Annotated in this window: 16 protein-coding genes; 6 read left to right on the forward strand and 10 right to left on the reverse strand. The window is 60.4% G+C overall.

Features of this window, described 5'->3' with window-relative positions; genetic code table 11:
- Nucleotides 1-6: 6 nt before the first annotated feature.
- From BK665_RS17660 to BK665_RS17690, 7 genes are read right to left on the reverse strand one after another with little or no spacing between them, the layout of a single operon-like run.
- A complete protein-coding gene (locus tag BK665_RS17660) occupies nt 7-843 on the reverse strand; it encodes an amino acid ABC transporter ATP-binding protein (protein WP_123407667.1) in 837 nt (278 codons plus the stop codon).
- Nucleotides 830-1,618, reverse strand: a complete 789-nt coding sequence (locus BK665_RS17665) for an amino acid ABC transporter permease (RefSeq protein ID WP_123407669.1) — start codon at nt 1,616-1,618, stop codon at nt 830-832. Before BK665_RS17665 ends, BK665_RS17660 begins: the two co-directional genes overlap by 14 nt.
- Nucleotides 1,608-2,342 (reverse strand): amino acid ABC transporter permease, encoded by a 735-nt coding sequence (locus BK665_RS17670; RefSeq protein ID WP_123407670.1) that lies wholly within the window; start codon nt 2,340-2,342, stop codon nt 1,608-1,610. Before BK665_RS17670 ends, BK665_RS17665 begins: the two co-directional genes overlap by 11 nt.
- The gene (locus tag BK665_RS17675) at nt 2,339-3,550 is read right to left on the reverse strand and encodes an aminotransferase class I/II-fold pyridoxal phosphate-dependent enzyme (protein ID WP_123407672.1); all 1,212 of its coding nucleotides are present in this window, start codon (nt 3,548-3,550) and stop codon (nt 2,339-2,341) included. The genes BK665_RS17670 and BK665_RS17675 overlap by 4 nt, the downstream gene beginning before the upstream one ends.
- A complete protein-coding gene (locus tag BK665_RS17680) occupies nt 3,547-4,971 on the reverse strand; it encodes an FAD-binding oxidoreductase (RefSeq protein WP_123407674.1) in 1,425 nt (474 codons plus the stop codon). The genes BK665_RS17675 and BK665_RS17680 overlap by 4 nt, the downstream gene beginning before the upstream one ends.
- On the reverse strand, nt 4,968-5,819 hold the full coding sequence (locus BK665_RS17685) for a transporter substrate-binding domain-containing protein (protein WP_123407676.1): 852 nt from the start codon (nt 5,817-5,819) through the stop codon (nt 4,968-4,970). Before BK665_RS17685 ends, BK665_RS17680 begins: the two co-directional genes overlap by 4 nt.
- A 46-nt stretch (nt 5,820-5,865) precedes the next feature.
- The gene (locus tag BK665_RS17690) at nt 5,866-6,708 is read right to left on the reverse strand and encodes a transporter substrate-binding domain-containing protein (RefSeq protein ID WP_123407677.1); all 843 of its coding nucleotides are present in this window, start codon (nt 6,706-6,708) and stop codon (nt 5,866-5,868) included.
- A gap of 243 nt (nt 6,709-6,951) precedes the next feature.
- Here BK665_RS17690 and BK665_RS17695 point away from each other — a divergent pair, with 243 nt between their 5' ends.
- Nucleotides 6,952-7,803: a LysR substrate-binding domain-containing protein gene (locus BK665_RS17695; RefSeq protein ID WP_123407679.1), complete on the forward strand. Its 852-nt coding sequence runs from the start codon at nt 6,952-6,954 to the stop codon at nt 7,801-7,803.
- A gap of 674 nt (nt 7,804-8,477) precedes the next feature.
- Here the strand turns inward: BK665_RS17695 and BK665_RS17705 are convergent.
- Nucleotides 8,478-8,675 (reverse strand): YbdD/YjiX family protein, encoded by a 198-nt coding sequence (locus BK665_RS17705; protein ID WP_123407681.1) that lies wholly within the window; start codon nt 8,673-8,675, stop codon nt 8,478-8,480.
- Nucleotides 8,665-10,725 carry a carbon starvation CstA family protein gene (locus BK665_RS17710; protein ID WP_123407683.1) on the reverse strand — a complete coding sequence of 687 codons (2,061 nt, stop codon included), beginning with the start codon at nt 10,723-10,725 and terminating at the stop codon, nt 8,665-8,667. Before BK665_RS17710 ends, BK665_RS17705 begins: the two co-directional genes overlap by 11 nt.
- Nucleotides 10,726-11,002: 277 nt before the next feature.
- Between BK665_RS17710 and BK665_RS17715 the strand changes: the two genes are divergently transcribed.
- Nucleotides 11,003-12,379 (forward strand): cache domain-containing protein, encoded by a 1,377-nt coding sequence (locus tag BK665_RS17715; protein WP_123407685.1) that lies wholly within the window; start codon nt 11,003-11,005, stop codon nt 12,377-12,379.
- Nucleotides 12,379-13,011: a response regulator gene (locus BK665_RS17720; protein WP_123407687.1), complete on the forward strand. Its 633-nt coding sequence runs from the start codon at nt 12,379-12,381 to the stop codon at nt 13,009-13,011. The genes BK665_RS17715 and BK665_RS17720 overlap by 1 nt, the downstream gene beginning before the upstream one ends.
- Before the next feature lie 149 nt (nt 13,012-13,160).
- Here the strand turns inward: BK665_RS17720 and BK665_RS17725 are convergent, their stop codons facing one another.
- A complete protein-coding gene (locus BK665_RS17725; protein ID WP_034150404.1) occupies nt 13,161-13,376 on the reverse strand; it encodes a TOBE domain-containing protein in 216 nt (71 codons plus the stop codon).
- Between the two features lie 226 nt (nt 13,377-13,602).
- On the opposite strand from BK665_RS17725, the gene BK665_RS17730 reads away from it, so the two are divergent.
- The 3 genes from BK665_RS17730 (at nt 13,603) to BK665_RS17740 (ending at nt 15,660) form a co-directional block, all read left to right on the forward strand.
- Nucleotides 13,603-14,556 carry an aliphatic sulfonate ABC transporter substrate-binding protein gene (locus tag BK665_RS17730; protein ID WP_123407689.1) on the forward strand — a complete coding sequence of 318 codons (954 nt, stop codon included), beginning with the start codon at nt 13,603-13,605 and terminating at the stop codon, nt 14,554-14,556.
- A gap of 295 nt (nt 14,557-14,851) precedes the next feature.
- Nucleotides 14,852-15,016: a hypothetical protein gene (locus BK665_RS34475; RefSeq protein WP_185058228.1), complete on the forward strand. Its 165-nt coding sequence runs from the start codon at nt 14,852-14,854 to the stop codon at nt 15,014-15,016.
- Nucleotides 15,017-15,087: 71 nt separating this feature from the next.
- Nucleotides 15,088-15,660 carry a helix-turn-helix domain-containing protein gene (locus BK665_RS17740; RefSeq protein ID WP_375538943.1) on the forward strand — a complete coding sequence of 191 codons (573 nt, stop codon included), beginning with the start codon at nt 15,088-15,090 and terminating at the stop codon, nt 15,658-15,660.
- Nucleotides 15,661-15,971 lie beyond the last annotated feature (311 nt).

Below are 15,971 nucleotides of genomic sequence, written 5' to 3' on the forward strand. Positions count from 1 at the left end.
TCGGTGTTACACGGACAGGCTATAGCGGCTCAGGTTGGTCAACAGGTATGGATCATTGGCATTCGTCGGGCGGCGGCCCGGATCACCCAAGGCATGACGCAAAAATTCCTGGGTGCGTTCGCTGGTGGGGTGCTGGAAGATTTGCGCGGCGCTGCCGTGTTCGACGATCACGCCGTTTTCGGTGAAGTAGACGATGTCGCTGATTTCCTCGGCGAAGCGCATTTCGTGGGTCACCAGCACGCAGGTCATGCCTTCTTCGGTCAACTCGCGAATCACCGTCAGCACTTCGCCGACGGTTTCCGGGTCGAGGGCCGAGGTCACTTCATCGAACAGAATCAGTTCCGGGCGCATGGCCAGGGCACGGGCAATCGCCACCCGCTGCTGCTGGCCGCCGGACAACTGCCCAGGATAGGCGTCGGCCTTGTGTTCCATGCGCACTTTGGCCAGCAGCGCCCGGGCTTCTTTTTCGGCGTCGATTCGGCTGCGGCCCAGCACCTTGCGCGGGGCGATCACCAGGTTTTCCAGCACCGACAGATGCGGGAACAGGTTGTATTGCTGGAACACGAAACCCACGCGTTTACGCAACTCGATGCGCTGGGTTTCCTTGGCCAGGGTGTGCACCTCGGTGGCGCCGACGCGAATGCTGCCGCGCTGGGGCTGCAATAGCCCGGTGATGCAGCGCAGGATCGTCGATTTGCCGGAGCCTGACGGGCCGATGATCGACACCGCCTGGCCGCGATGAACGTCGAGGTCGATGCCCTTGAGCACCGGGTTGGCGCCGAACGACAGGTGCAAATCGCGCAGGCTGACCAGGGGCTCGGCGACGGTTTCAATAGAAGGCATAACGTCGCTCCAGGCGTTGGGTCAGTCGGGAAATCGGGTAGCAATAGGCAAAGAACAGCACCAGCAGGCTCAGGTAAATCACTACGGTAAAACCTGTCAGGTTCACGGTGTTGCTGGCGATTTGCGCGGTGTCGATCACGTCATGCACGCCCACCAGGGACGCCAGCGCGGTGCCCATGGTGATGACCGCGTAGAGGTTCATCCAAGGCGGCAACATGCGTTTGAAGCATTGCGGCAGGATGATCGAACGGAAAATCTGTCCACGGGTGAAGGCCAGGGAGCGGGCCGCTTCCCACTGGGTGCTGGGGATCGAGCCGATGGCGCCGCGGAAGATTTCCGCAACGTTGGCGCTCGCCGGCAAGGCCAGGCCGATGGTGACTTTCACCCAGTCCGGAAACGAGACATAGGTGCTGCCAAGCTTGATCTCGAACGGGAACACGTAAGTGGTGAAATAGATCAGCACCAGCCACGGCGCGTTGCGGAAAACCTGCACCCAGATCTGCGCCGGCAAGCGCAACAGGCGCAGCGGCGACACGGCCAGCGCGCCTACCAGCAACCCCAAAAACGAGCCCAAACCGATTGCCACCAGGCTGATCAGAATGTTCTGGCCAAAGCCCACGGCCAGGGCCGGTGACCATTGCCACAAGGCCTTGAGCACCGGGCTCTGTGGGGCGAAGTACAGCAAAAACAGCACGACGCCAACCAACAACAGCAACTTGCCGACATGCCGCCGTGGCCAGGCCAGCGGTGCGCTGACGGACGATTCAATGGCCATAGCCGGGCATCCTCAGGCGCGCTTCAAGCAAGCGCCCCACGCAATTGACGATAAAACTCAGCAGGCCGAAAAAGCTCAGGATCAGGATCATCAGCTCCAGCACGTTATCGCTCTGAGTCCAGATCATGATTGCCGCGTAGGTGATGTCCCCGACCGCAATGGCCGAGGCGACGGCGGTCATTTTCACCAGGTCGATCAGGTTGTTGATCAGCGACGGCAAAGCAAAGCGCAGCGCCAGGGGCAGTTGCACATTCCACAGCAACTGGCGACTGCTGAAGGCCAGGGAACTGGCGGCTTCCAGGGTCACCGCCGGCACCGCTTCGATCCCGGCGCGCAAGGCTTCGGCGTGGAACGCGCCTTTGTGCAGGGAGATCACAATCACCACCCAGGCAAACGGTGTCAGCGGGTTGGCAGTGCCGACGGCTTGGGTCAGCAACATGTTCAACACCAGGAACGCGCAATACAGCTGCACCAGGGTCGGCGTGTTGCGGGTGACCTCAATGAAGATTCGCGCCGGTTTCGCCAGCCACGGTTTGCCCGAGGTCAACATCGCCGCCAACCCGACACCCGCCAGCAGACTGCCGACGATGGTGAACAGGCAGAGCAACGCGGTGGTCAGCGCGCCTTGCTCCAGCGTGCCGCGCTGGTAGGCGTCCAACAGGAAGTTGTAATTGAGGCCGAACCCGGCGGTCCAGTGGACGAACAGTTCCAGAAGATGACTCATGGATTGCCCCGCAGTTGCCCGCAGGCGTGGGCGATGCGACGTCCGGCTTCGGCCACGCTGTCGGTTGCGGTGGCGATGGACAGTCGAAACCACGGCGACAAACCGTAAGCGCTGCCCGCCACGCCGGCGACGCCCTCCTCCAACAGATACGCGACGACATCGGCGTCAGTGTTGAGGCGTTCACCGTCGGGGCGATGGCGCCCCAACAAGCCTTCGCAGCGGATGAACACGAAGAAACCACCCTGGGGTTCGAGCACCTCCAGACCGTCCACTTCGCTTAAGGCTTTTACCAGCAGGTCCCGCCGTTGCTGATAGGCCGCCACCTGCGCTGGCAAGAACTCCAATCCACCGTCGAAGGCGGCCAACGCAGCAGCTTGTCCCACCGAGGAAGCGCCGGAAGTCGATTGCGATTGCACCACCGTCATTGCGCTGGTCAAGACTTTCGGCCCGGCGCCGAAACCGATGCGCCAACCGGTCATGGCGTAGGTCTTGGACACACCGCCCACCAGCAAACAACGGGGCTGCAAATCCGGGGCGACGTTAAGCAGACTCAACGGTTTTTCGCCGTCGAAGCGAATGTGTTCGTAAAGCTCATCCAGCAGGATCAACACCTGCGGATGCCGACGCAGCACCTCGGCCAACGCCTGCAACTCCGCAGCGCTGTACACCGCGCCGCTCGGGTTACCGGGGCCGTTGAGGATCAGCCAGCGGGTGCGCTCGCCAATGTTTTGCTCCAACTGCTGTGGCGTCAGCTTGCAGCCCTGGGCCAACCCGCATTCGATAAACACCGGCTCGCCGCCATTGAAACGCACGCCGTCCGGGAACGACGGCCAGTACGGCGTCGGCACCAGCACTTCGTCGCCGTCATCGAGAGTCGCGGCGAAGGCGTTGAAGATGATCTGTTTGGCGCCGTTGGCGATCACGATGGAGTCCAGCGGGTATTCCAGTCGGTTTTCGCGCTGGAGTTTGCGCTGCACGGCCAGTCTCAGGGCCTTGACGCCAGGCGTCGGCGTGTACTTCGTCGCGCCAGCGGCAATGGCGGCATATGCGGCTTGCTTGATGTGCTCCGGGGTGTCGAAATCCGGCTCGCCGGTGGTCAGGTCGAGGATGTCGCGACCGGCTTCACGCAGCTCAGTCGCACGGGATTTGGCGGCGGCATTGGCTGACAAGGAGACGCGTTGCACACGTTTGGAAAGAATGAGCGTCATGACGCAATCACCTCCACGACTTTGCCCGGATTAAGCAGGTTGTTCGGGTCCAGGGCGTGCTTGATGCGGCGCATCAAGTCCAGCTCCACGGGGCTTTTGTAGCGATCCAGCAAACCGACCTTGCGCTGGCCGATGCCGTGTTCGGCGCTGATCGAACCACCGTGGGCGTGGGCGCTGTCGTGAACCAACAGGCTAAGCGCCGCGTAGTTCGCCATGTGCGCCTCGACCGTCGAATCCAGCGGATGGGCGACGTTGTAACGCAGGTTGCCGTCGCCCAAATGGCCGAAGGTGAAATTCCGCACGCCGGGAAAATGTTGTTGCAGCAGCGCATCGGTGTGGTCGACGAAGGCCTCGACCTGGGAAATCGGCACCGAGATGTCGTGCTTCATATTGCGACCGGCACGTTTCTGCGCCTCGCTCATGTTCTCGCGCAGCAGCCACAGGCCTTCGCTTTGGGCCAGGCTTTCGGCGATCAGCGCGTTGGCCAGCAATTCCTGTTCAAAGGCATCGCCCAGCACCGATTCAAACGCTTCGCGAGCGTGGCTTTCGCTGTGGTTGTCAGAGAGTTCCAGCAGCGCAAACCACGGCTGCACGGCGCCGAGGAACGGTTGCGGGCCTTTGGGAAATTGTTCGCGCAAGAGCGCCAGGCAATCGCCGCTGAGCAGTTCGAACGCAGTCAGGCTCGCACCGAAACCGGCCCGGGCGTGGGACAGGAATTGCACGGCTTGGGCCAGGGAATCGAAGGCCAACAGCGCTGTGGCCTGGGCCTTGGGCAACGGGAACAGTTTCAGGGTCGCGGCGGTGATGATGCCGAGGGTGCCTTCGCTGCCGATAAACAGGTCGCGCAGGTCGTAGCCGGTGTTGTCCTTGCGCAAACCACGCAGGCCATTCCAGATTTCGCCTTGGGCGGTGACCACTTCCAGGCCCAACGTCAGCTCCCGCGTGTTGCCATAACGCAGCACCGCCGTGCCGCCGGCGTTGGTGCCGAGGTTGCCGCCAATCGTGCAACTGCCTTCGGCGCCCAGGCTTAGCGGAAACAGGCGTGCGGCGTTGCGCGCCACGTCCTGCACGGTTTGCAGGATGCAGCCGGCCTCGACGGTCAGGGTGTCGTTATCGGTATCGACGGCGCGCACACGGTTCAAGCGATCGAGCAACAGCAACACGGCGCTGCCACTGGCGTCCGGGGTCGCGCCGCCCATCAAACCGGTGTTGCCGCCCTGCACCACTACCGGCGTATCGGACGCCACGCAGGCACGCACCACCGCCGCGACTTCTTCGGTATTAGCCGGGTGTACGGCGGCGATCACTTGCCCCACGTAGCGCCCCTGTTTGTCGGTCAGGTACGGCGCGGCCTCTTCGCTGCTTTGCACATAAGCGGCGCCGAGCAACTGCTGCAACGTCGCGAACAACCCTTGGCTCATGGCTGGACCGCCAGCGGCGCGGCGTTGCGATACTGTTCATGCAAATCCCGCAGGGCCTGGGACGGTGCCATGCCGGTGCGTTCGCCCAAGGCGATCAGCCAACCGCTGCGGTGCCAGTCGCGGACGATGGCGTCCAGTTTGGCCTGGGTGTCGTGCTCGCCCTTGCGAATCCAGATCACCGAGTTCGACGGAATCAAATCCCCCGGCAGCGGAATCTCATAACCGGTCCATTCCGCGTCGCTCAACAACGCATGCATGGTCGGGCTGACATGCACCGCCGCCACGCAACCATTGCCGCGCAGGGACAGCAGCGATTCCGACTGACTGCGGAACGCCTTGATCTCGGCGCCGTAGGTTTCCTGCAACGGCTTGATGAAGTTGCTGCCCTGGGACACGCACACCGGTTTGCCTTTCAGGTCGGCCCACTGCTTGATACCCGCGCCTTTGCGAATCAGTGCAGCGCCGCCGACTTCTTCATAGGGCGTCGGCACGTAGTCGAGGATTTCGGCGCGCTCATCGGTGAACTGCATGTTGGCGATCAGGATGTCGACCTTGCCCTGTTGCAGGAACTGCACGCGTTTCGGTGCCAGCACTGAAACAGTCTTGGTTTCGACCCCCAGCGCCTTGCCGATGCCTTTGGCCAATTCCACGTTGTAGCCCAGGTGCTCGCCAGTCTTCGGGTCGATCGTGCCGAACGGCGGACCGCTGAGAATCACCCCGACGCTGATGGCGTGGCGTTGCTCGATCTTGTCCAGGGTGGCGTCGGCCCGGACCAGGCTGGCGGCCAGTGCGGCACACCCGGCCAGGCACAGGGTGGTCAGGGTTCTAGCGGAAAAAAGTGGCTTCATGCACGGCTACCTTGAGCGTTATTCGGTTGAAAACGATGTGCCGGGCTCAGGCGCCATTGGCCTGGAATTTTTTCTGCAACTCCACCAGCGCCGGGGATGCCGGGGTGATGTGGTTGCGGGTCTGGGCTTCGATCAGCCAGCCGCTGCGGTGCAGTTCCTTGATGATCGGGTCGAGTTTGGCCTGGGTGTCGCTTTCACCTGGGCGGGTCCAGATCACCGACGGCGCCGGGTTGAGTTCCGGCGAGATGGCGCGGTAGCCCTGCCATTCGGCGGTGTCGGCGATCAGCGGGTTGATCAGCGTCGCATCGTGCACGGCGGCCACGCAGTTATTGCCGCGCAGGGCCAGCAGGGATTCCGACGAACTCTTGAATGCTTTGATCTCGGCGCCCAATTCGGTCAGCGGTTTGACGTAGCTGCTGCCCTGGGAGGTGCAGACCGGTTGGTTCTTCAGATCTTCCCAGCGAGTGATCTTGCTGTCCTTCAATACCGCTGCGGTGCCGCCGACGCGGTAGAACGGGGTTGGCACAAAGCCAAGGATCTCGCCGCGTTCGGCGGTCCATTCCATGTTGGCGATCAGCAAATCGACCTTGCCCTGCTGCAGGAACTGCACGCGGTTGGCGGGCAGTACCGGCACCAGTTGCACCTCGGCGCCGAGTTGCCGGCCCAGTTCGTTGGCGAGGTCGACGTTCAAGCCTTTAGGTTTCTGGCTGGTGGGATCGATCCCGCCAAACGGCCCGCCGGACAGCAGCACGCCGACCACCAGCACGTGGCGCTGCTCGATCTTGTCCAGGGTCGCATCGGCCCGGGCGGCGCCAATGGCCGACAGGGAAATCAGGGCGCCCAACATCACAGGCAACAATCGTTTTACGGGTGAGCGCTCGAGCAACATGGATTTCCCCTCATGAATGATCGGCGTACCCCGACCTGATGAGTGGGCATCCTGGGTACAGCGCTGAGGTAACGGAAATACAAATATCTAATATCGTTATAACTCGCACGATTCCGCTTTTTAGCAAAACGCTTATAACCCAGTGCTTATTGGCCTATGGGAGCCCAGGAGAAAATCCGTTTCACCGAACACATAAAAATATGTAATGTTTAGGTTCGTGTCCTTGATATAAAAGTGGCTGCCATGTCGACCCTCGATCTCGAATTGCTGCGTACCTTCATTGCCGTGGTCGATCACCACAGTTTTGCCGGCGCCGGCGCGCAACTGGCCCGCACGCAATCGTCGGTGACCCAGCACATGCAGCGCCTGGAACAACAGGTGGGCGTGAGTCTGTTCGAGAAGCGCGGCCGGCAGAAGCAGCTCACAGAGGCCGGCCAGCAATTGCTAAGGCATGCGCGGCAGATGCTTTCGTTGAATGACGACGCCCTGAATTCCCTGCGCGAAAGCAGCTTGAGCGGCGTGCTGCGCATCGGTTCACCCCACGACATCGCCGACACCATCCTGCCGCCGATGCTCAGCCACATCGCCCGCTCGGCGCCGCGCTTGCGCCTGGAAATCGACGTCGGGCGCAGTCCGTTTTTGATGGACGACCTGCACCGGGGCAAGGTTGATATGGTGATTTCCACACGCGCCGATCCATCCCTCGAAGGCTTCGCCTTGCGCACCTCACCGGTGTGGTGGATTTGCTCGGCGCAGTACATCCACAACCCTGGCGAACCGTTGCCGCTGATCCTGGTGGATGAGCCGAGCATCTATCGGCGTTATGCGCTGGAAGCGCTGGAACGGGCGAACATTCCCTGGCGCCAGGCGTACCTGGCGTCGAACCTGATCGGGATCAAAGCCGCCACCCGCGCAGGGTTGGGCGTTACCCCCAGAAGCATGGAAATGCTCGGGCCGGATATGCGGGTACTGGGGGAAAACGATGGACTGCCGCGATTGCCGGATGTGACATACCACCTGTGGATTCGGCCGAATACGGTGAACCCGCTGGTGCGCAGGGCCTACGATCTAATCAAAAGCAACCAGGGCCACTAACCAACACCGCAAAACAAATGTGGGAGCGGGCTTGCTCGCGAAAGCGGTGTATCAGTCAACAAAAGTATCGACTGACCGATTGCCTTCGCGAGCAAGCCCGCTCCCACAGGGGTTTGGAGTCGTTCATAAATACCCGAACCAACCCCAATCAAATGTGGGAGCGGGCTTGCTCGCGAAAGCGGTGTGTCAGTCAACAGCAGTGCCGACTGACGATTGCCTTCGCGAGCAAGCCCGCTCCCACAGGGGTTTGGAGTCGTTCACCAATACCCGAGTCAACCCCAATCAAATGTGGGAGCGGGCTTGCTCGCGAAAGCGGTGTGTCAGTCAACAGCAGTGCCAACTGACCGATTGCCTTCGCGAGCAGGCTCGCTCCCACAGGGGTTTTGAGTCGTTCATAAATACCCGAGTCAACCCCAATCAAATGTGGGAGCGGGCTTGCTCGCGAAAGCGGTGTGTCAGTCAACAGCAGTGCCAACTGACAGATTGCCTTCGCGAGCAAGCCCGCTCCCACAGGGGTTTGGAGTCGTTCATACATACCCGAACCAACCCCAATCAAATGTGGGAGCGGGCTTGCTCGCGAAAGCGGTGTGTCAGTCAACAGCAGTGCCGACTGACAGATTGCCTTCGCGAGCAAGCCCGCTCCCACAGGGGTTTTGCGTCAACCTGAGATCAGGTCAACAACACTTCGGTCCAGCCTTGCTCCCGTAACGCGCTTCCTGGCGTTCCCGGAAGAACATCTCGTAGCTCATCAGCGGTTTGTCCGGATGCTTGGTCTGCATATGCTCGACGTAGTTATCGTAGTCGGGCATGCCGACCATTAGGCGTGCGGCCTGACCGAGGTATTTACCGAGGCGACTCAGGTCATTGAACATTTGGCACCGCCTGGAATGGCGATTCTTTATCCGTACGCTCTTTTGTACCCCAGGCGGAAATCCCGACCTTGAGCGCATAGAACAGGATGCTGAACACCACAAACAGGAACAGCCCGGTCAACGTGGCGTTGGTGTAAGCGTTCCAGATCACGTGCTGCATCTGGCTGATGTCCTTGGCCGGGGCCAGAATCTGACCGTTGGCCAACGCATCGCTGTATTTCTTGGCCAGGGCCAGGAAGCCGATCGCCGGGTTGGCGTCGAACAGCTTGATGAAACCGGCGGTGGTGGTGCAAATCAACAACCACGCAGCAGGCACCAAAGTCACCCAGATGTAGCGCTGACGTTTCATTTTGATCAGCACAACCGTGGCGAGCATCAGCGCGATACCGGCGAGCATCTGGTTGGAGATGCCGAACAGCGGCCACAAGGTGTTGATCCCGCCGAGCGGATCGATCACGCCTTGATACAGCAAGTAACCCCACATCGCCACGCAACCGGCAGTGGCAATCAGGTTGGCGGTCCAGGATTCCGTGCGTTTGAGCGCCGGGACGAAGGAGCCGAGCAAGTCCTGGAGCATGAAGCGTCCGGCCCGGGTGCCGGCATCGACGGCGGTCAGGATAAACAGCGCTTCAAACAGGATCGCGAAGTGATACCAGAACGCCATGGTGTTTTCACCCGGCAGTACGCTGTGCAGGATCTGCGCGATACCGACCGCCAACGTCGGCGCACCGCCGGCACGGGCCAGCACGGTGGTTTCACCGATGTCATGAGCCACCGCTTGCAGCGCTTCCGGAGTAATGGCAAAACCCCAACTGCTGACGGTCTGCGCAACCTGGATGACGTCACCGCCAACCACCGCAGCCGGGCTGTTCATGGCGAAGTACACACCCGGCTCGATCACCGAGGCAGCGACCATGGCCATGATCGCCACGAAGGATTCCATCAGCATGCCGCCGTAACCGATGTAACGGGCATGACCTTCACTGGCGAGCAGCTTCGGCGTGGTGCCGGAGGCAATCAACGCGTGGAAACCCGAAACCGCGCCACACGCGATGGTGATGAACAGGAACGGGAACAGACCACCCTTCCATACCGGACCGGTGCCGTCGATGAATTGGGTCAGGGCCGGCATTTTCAGCTCGGGCATGGTGATCAGGATCCCGACCGCCAGCGCCAGAATGGTGCCGATTTTCAGGAAGGTCGACAGGTAATCACGGGGCGCCAGGATCAGCCACACCGGCAATACCGCCGCGACGAAACCGTAGCCGATCAGCATCCAGGTGATTTGCACACCGGTGAAACTGAAGGCCTTGGCCCACACCGGATCAGCGGCAATCTGCCCGCCGACGAAGATCGAGCCCAGCAGCAACGCCACGCCGATCACCGAAATCTCGCCGATACGGCCCGGACGGATGTAGCGCATGTACACGCCCATGAACATCGCGATCGGGATGGTAGCCATCACGGTGAACATGCCCCACGGACTATCGGCCAGGGCTTTGACCACGATCAGCGCCAGCACCGCAAGGATGATGATCATGATCAGGAAGCAGCCAAACAACGCGATGGTGCCGGGGATGCGGCCCATTTCTTCGCGGACCATATCGCCCAGGGAGCGGCCATTGCGGCGGGTGGACATGAACAGGACCATGAAATCCTGCACCGCACCGGCAAACACCACGCCGGCGATCAGCCACAGCGTGCCGGGCAGGTAACCCATCTGCGCCGCCAATACCGGGCCGACCAACGGCCCCGCGCCAGCAATCGCCGCGAAGTGGTGACCGAACAGGATGTGTTTGTTAGTCGGAACGTAGTCCAGACCATCGTTATTGAGGACAGCGGGAGTGGCACGATTGGGATCGAGTTCCATCACCCGATTGGCGATGAACAGGCTGTAGTAGCGGTAGGCAACAAGGTAGATGGCGGTGGCGGCGACGACGATCCAGAGGGCGTTGATCGCTTCGCCGCGGCGCAGGGCCACGACACTCAGCGCAATCGCTCCAATGACAGCCACGACAAACCAGGCGAGGTGTTTAACCAGACGGGTCATTGCGTGTCTCCTGCCGGCAGTCCGATAGGCCGCGGCGATAATTTTTATAATGGTGCCCGTTTTGCGAGCCCGCCTAATATCCGCCCATGTCGCCAGCAGCGGAATCCGCAGTACTACGTAAGGCCTCTCTACGTAGTACTACGCAGACCGGGCTTATCCATTAGTCCGACGGCGCTTTGCACTGGCCAAGTGCAGGACTTTTTCGCCTATCATGCCCGCACCACGCCACCCGCCAACGGCCCTGCCGCACCGTCGCCCGGTCTGGACAGGAGTAGATATGCAGCTCAAACACAAAATCGTTGCCCTGGGCATCCTGCCGCTGATCCTGGCGATTGCGGTGATTTGCGCCCTGGTGATTTTCCAGAACCGACAACTGGGCGAGCAGCAGGCGCAGTTGATCGAGGACAGCATTCTCGCCAGCAAACGCGCGGAGCTGAAAAACTACGTGGAAATGGCCAAGAGCCTGATCGAACCGTTGTATGACGATGGCCACGGTGACGCCGCAGCGCAGCAAAAAGTGCTTGAAGAACTGCGCAAACTCAGCTTCGGCATCGACGGCTACTTCTTCGTCTACGACCGCCAGGGCCGCAGCCTGATGCACGCCCGGCAATCGGATTTGGTGGGCAAATACCTCTGGAACATGACCGACCCCCACGGTCTGCCGGTGATTCAGGCGCTGCTCAAAAGCGCGGAATCCGGCGCCGGGTTCCAGCGCTACGCCTGGAAAAAACCGTCCACCGGCGCGGTGACCGACAAGCTCGCCTACGTGGTGATGCTGGATCGCTGGGGCTGGATGCTCGGCACCGGCATCTACCTCGAAGACGTCGAGCAGGCCACCCAGCAAGCCCGGGATGAAGTCGCCCATGGCATCCACGGCACCATGCTGGCCATCGCGGCGGTGGCGTTGATTGCGGTGCTGCTGGTGTTTATCAGCGGCATGACCCTGAACGTCAGCGAGCATCGCCTGGCGGACAAAAAACTCCAGCGCCTCAACCAGCGCATCGTCAGCCTGCAGGAGGAAGAACGCTCGCGGGTGTCCCGGGAATTGCACGACGGCATCAGCCAGTTGCTGGTGTCGATCAAATTCCAGTTTGAATTGGCCAGCCATTTGATCGAGGCCGGGCGCGACAATGGCCTGGCGATTCTGCGCGAAGCCACGGAGCGCCTGGGCAGTGCCATCGGCGAGGTGCGGAGCATTTCCCATGACTTGCGCTCATCCCTGCTCGACACCCTCGGCCTGCCCGCCGCCATCGGCCAATTGGCCGCCGAATTCCAGCAGCGCAGCGGTTTGCAGGTGAATTATGAAAGTGACCTGTTCGATTGCGACCTGGTGGACGGCGCGGCGGTGGCGGTGTTTCGCATCGCCCAGGAAGGGCTGACCAACATTGAGCGCCATGCCCAGGCCAGCACGGTGTCGATCACGCTGTCGGGCTCCAAGGAAGCCTTGCGCCTGATCGTCGTCGATGACGGCATCGGCTTTAACGTCAATCGCATTGATCGCCTGAACGCTGGCATCGGCCTGCGCAATATCCGTGAGCGAGTCGAACATTTTGGTGGCCGCCTCGAACTGCACTCCACGCCGGGTCGCAGCGAATTGAACGTGCTGCTGCCCTTGCGCGAGACGGCCAACACAACAATAAGAGAAATGACCTGATGAACCTGCCCTTCCCGATCCGTGTCGCCCTGGTCGACGATCATTCCCTGGTGCGCGACGGCATCCGCGCCTTGCTGACGGTGGTGGATTTTCTCGCCATCGTCGGCGAAGCGGACAGCGGTGCGAGCGCGCTGGAGATGGTCCGCGAGACCCAGCCTGATTTACTGTTGGTGGATATCGGCCTCAAGGACATGAACGGCCTGGAACTGACCCGAATCCTGCGCCGTGACTACCCGGCGATCAAAATCCTGATCCTGAGCATGTACGACAACAACGAGTACGTGAGCGAGTCAGTGCGCTCGGGGGCCAGCGGCTACGTGCTGAAGAATTCCCCGTCCCGGGAAATCATCGCGGCCATCGAGGCGATTGCCAGTGGTGGCACCTTCTACAGCGCCGAAATCGCCCGCAAACTGGCGGCCGAGCGCCCCACCGACAACGAACTGACCCCGCGTGAAAGCGAGGTCCTGTGCAAAATGGTGTTGGGGCTGAACAACAAGGAAATGGCTCGCGAACTGGACATCAGCGTGCGTACCGTGGAAACCCATCGCCTGAGCATTCGCCGCAAACTCAACATCGACAAACCAGCGGCGCTGCTCAACTACGCGATAGAGCGTGGACTGATTTCCCGATAATCCTGGACGCAACACCCCTTGTGAGAGCGAGCTTGCTCGCGATAGCGGCTTTACATTCAACACATTTGTTGTCTGCCAGTTCGCTATCGCGAGCAAGCTCGCTCCCACAGGTTTTGCGCCTTACTTGATTGATCGGCAACAGGTGTCTTTCAGAGCTTGGCAATCGACACTTCGGTGGACTTCACGAACGCAATCACTTCGCTGCCAATCTTCAATTCCAGATCGCGCACGGAACGGGTCGTGATCACCGATGTGACGATGCCGGATGCGGTTTGTACGTCGATTTCCGAGACCACTTCGCCTTCCAGGATTTCCTTGATAACGCCTTTGAACTGGTTACGAACGTTGATCGCTTTGATGGTCATGTTGAGGCTTCCTGTCTGATGTGGGGCAAAACCGCACTGAGGTGCAGGGCTCCAACATGCACCGCTTGACGGAATTACAAAAGGAATAAATAACGATTTATTTATTCCTGTATCGAATATGCAAACTCCTTAAGCTAAGTCCTAAAAATTATTTAAAGAATAATTCTTAGAACCCTATGCTCATGACAGATCGCCACCTTCTCACCTGCCGACTGTCGAGCCAATCATGTCAAAGCCCCTGAAAAACGCTGTCCTTACCGGTCTGGTTATTGCCCTGGCCCTGTCCTTCGCCCTCCCGGCCCAGGCCCGGGAAACGGTGCGCATTGGCTATCAGAAGTCATCGACCTTGATCACCCTGCTGAAAACCCAGGGCACCCTGGAAAAGACCCTCGCCCAGAACAACATCGATGTGACCTGGCATGAGTTCTCCAGTGGCTTGCCGCTGCTGGAGGCGTTGAATGTGGGCAATGTCGATATCAGCGCCGACGTGGCTGATACCGTGCCGATTTTCGCCCAGGCGGCCCAGGCCAAATTGACCTACTTCGCCGAGGAAGCGCCCTCGCCTTCGGCCCAGGCGATTGTGGTGCGCAAGGATTCGCCGTTGCAGCAACTGGCGGATTTGAAGGGCAAGAAAGTCGCGGTGACCAAAGCCGCCGGCTCCCACTATTTGCTGATCGCGGCGCTGAACAAGGCCGGGTTGAAGTTTTCCGATATTGAGCCGGCGTACCTGTCGCCCGCCGATGGCCGTGCGGCGTTCGAAAACAACAAGGTCGACGCCTGGGTCACCTGGGAACCCTTCCTCACCGGCGTGCAACGCCAACTGCCGACCCGCACCCTGGCCGACGGCACCGGCCTGGCCAGTTACAAGCGTTACTACCTGACCAGCAACACCTACGCCAAGGAACATCCCGAAGTACTGAAACTGGTGTACGAACAACTGCACAAGGCCGGCGACTGGATCAAACACAACCCACGCGATGCCGCACAAGTCCTCGGCCCACTGTGGGGCAACCTGGACGTGGAAACCGTCGAGACAGCGAATGCCCACCGCAGCTACCAGGTGCAACCGGTGAAGGCTGACCAGTTGGGCGAGCAGCAGAAAATTGCTGATGCGTTTTTTGCCGAAGGGTTGTTGCCCAAAGCGGTAGATGCCAAGGACGTAGAAATCTGGAAACCCTGACACCTACCCCGAAGGGATTTTTGGTGGCTCAGAAATGTCCGGCGCAACTCGATCAACTGTGGGAGCGGGCTTGCTCGCGAAGGCGGTGGGTCAGTCAACGAAGATGTTGAAAGCCAGGCCGCTTTCGCGAGCAAGCCCGCGCCCACAGGGGATTGTGTCTGGCTGGGTGGCGTTGAAAGGCTGAGCGACATAAGAACCAAAAAGAATTAATAAATACAAAATCAGTATTTATCGTTATAAAAATATCCGCGTATTGTCAGTTCATCCCGTCATTCATTACACAGTGAAGTGCCCCATGAATCCGACTGCCAACATCATCGATTTCGCCAGTTACCGCAAACGCAAACAGGCTCAGCAACGGGCGCGGGCCATGTGGGAAATGTATGCGCGCAACGCCGGTTTGCAGGCCTGGCAGTGGGTGCAAGCGGCCCAACAGGCCACCGAGACGCGTCACGCGTGAACGGGCAGCAACCCTCGCGCTTTCTGGCGAGCGCCGACGAACCGGTCGTGGATTTGAATAACCTGGAATCCATGGAAGAAGACCCGATCTGCGAGCGTGTCGCGCAGAACCTGCAACGCCTGCGCGGCAAACGGCACTTGTCACTCGATGCCCTCGCCCGCCAGTGCGGTGTCAGCCGAGCGATGCTGGCGCAGATCGAATCCGGACGCAGCGTGCCGTCGATCAAAGTCCTGTGCAAAATCGCCAAGGGTTTGAAGGTGTCGGTGGCGGCGTTTCTTGAGCACCGGGCGTTTGAGGGTGTGGCGGTGTTGTCGGCAAGCCAGAGCAAACGCCTGGTCAGTGCCAGCGGCGCGTTTGTCAGCCGGGCGCTGTTTCCGTTCGATGTGGCGCGGCAATCGGAGTTTTACGAATTGCGCTTGAGCCCGTTGGGTGAGGATGTTTCCGAGGGCCATGGGCCTGGGGTGCAGGAGAACCTGGTGGTGTCCCAGGGGGTGCTGGAGATTAGCGTCAATGATGAGCGTTATCTGCTTTCTACCGGCGACTCGATTCTGTTTTATGCCGACCAGCCTCACCGCTATCGCAACCCGGCGGATAGCGAAGCGGTCGCCTACCTCGTGGTGACCTACCCGGAACGCCTGGACTAACAAATAACCCCCCTGTGGGAGCGGGCTTGCTCGCGAAGGCGGTGTGTCAGGCAACTGAAATGTCGACTGACCCACCTCATTCGCGAGCAAGCCCGCTCCCACAGGAGGTCTGCTGTGTGCGCCGATGATCAACAGTAGGAGCGAGGCTTGCCCGCGAAGGCGGTGTGTCAGGCACATGATGTGTGGACTGACACACCGCCTTCGCGGGCAAGCCTCGCTCCTACATTTTGATTTTTGGTGTTTGCTGGAATGCAAAAGCCCCCGCGGCCTTAGGCTCGCGGGGGCTTTTTTGTGGCGCCTGGGATCAGCAG

The sequence above is a fragment of the Pseudomonas frederiksbergensis genome, assembly GCF_003732665.1.
Taxonomy (GTDB): domain Bacteria; phylum Pseudomonadota; class Gammaproteobacteria; order Pseudomonadales; family Pseudomonadaceae; genus Aquipseudomonas; species Aquipseudomonas frederiksbergensis_G.

Coding starts and splice junctions, on each gene's coding strand:
- BK665_RS17705 (WP_123407681.1), bottom strand. CDS start 8,675: ATGTTCAATGACCTGAGTCGCCTCGGTAAATACCTCGGTCAGGCCGCA.
- BK665_RS17715 (WP_123407685.1), top strand. CDS start 11,003: ATGCAGCTCAAACACAAAATCGTTGCCCTGGGCATCCTGCCGCTGATC.
- BK665_RS17685 (WP_123407676.1), bottom strand. CDS start 5,819: ATGAAGCCACTTTTTTCCGCTAGAACCCTGACCACCCTGTGCCTGGCC.
- BK665_RS17690 (WP_123407677.1), bottom strand. CDS start 6,708: ATGTTGCTCGAGCGCTCACCCGTAAAACGATTGTTGCCTGTGATGTTG.
- BK665_RS17725 (WP_034150404.1), bottom strand. CDS start 13,376: ATGACCATCAAAGCGATCAACGTTCGTAACCAGTTCAAAGGCGTTATC.
- BK665_RS17670 (WP_123407670.1), bottom strand. CDS start 2,342: ATGAGTCATCTTCTGGAACTGTTCGTCCACTGGACCGCCGGGTTCGGC.
- BK665_RS17660 (WP_123407667.1), bottom strand. CDS start 843: ATGCCTTCTATTGAAACCGTCGCCGAGCCCCTGGTCAGCCTGCGCGAT.
- BK665_RS17710 (WP_123407683.1), bottom strand. CDS start 10,725: ATGACCCGTCTGGTTAAACACCTCGCCTGGTTTGTCGTGGCTGTCATT.
- BK665_RS17740 (WP_375538943.1), top strand. CDS start 15,088: ATGGAAGAAGACCCGATCTGCGAGCGTGTCGCGCAGAACCTGCAACGC.
- BK665_RS17730 (WP_123407689.1), top strand. CDS start 13,603: ATGTCAAAGCCCCTGAAAAACGCTGTCCTTACCGGTCTGGTTATTGCC.
- BK665_RS17665 (WP_123407669.1), bottom strand. CDS start 1,618: ATGGCCATTGAATCGTCCGTCAGCGCACCGCTGGCCTGGCCACGGCGG.
- BK665_RS34475 (WP_185058228.1), top strand. CDS start 14,852: ATGAATCCGACTGCCAACATCATCGATTTCGCCAGTTACCGCAAACGC.
- BK665_RS17680 (WP_123407674.1), bottom strand. CDS start 4,971: ATGAGCCAAGGGTTGTTCGCGACGTTGCAGCAGTTGCTCGGCGCCGCT.
- BK665_RS17720 (WP_123407687.1), top strand. CDS start 12,379: ATGAACCTGCCCTTCCCGATCCGTGTCGCCCTGGTCGACGATCATTCC.
- BK665_RS17695 (WP_123407679.1), top strand. CDS start 6,952: ATGTCGACCCTCGATCTCGAATTGCTGCGTACCTTCATTGCCGTGGTC.
- BK665_RS17675 (WP_123407672.1), bottom strand. CDS start 3,550: ATGACGCTCATTCTTTCCAAACGTGTGCAACGCGTCTCCTTGTCAGCC.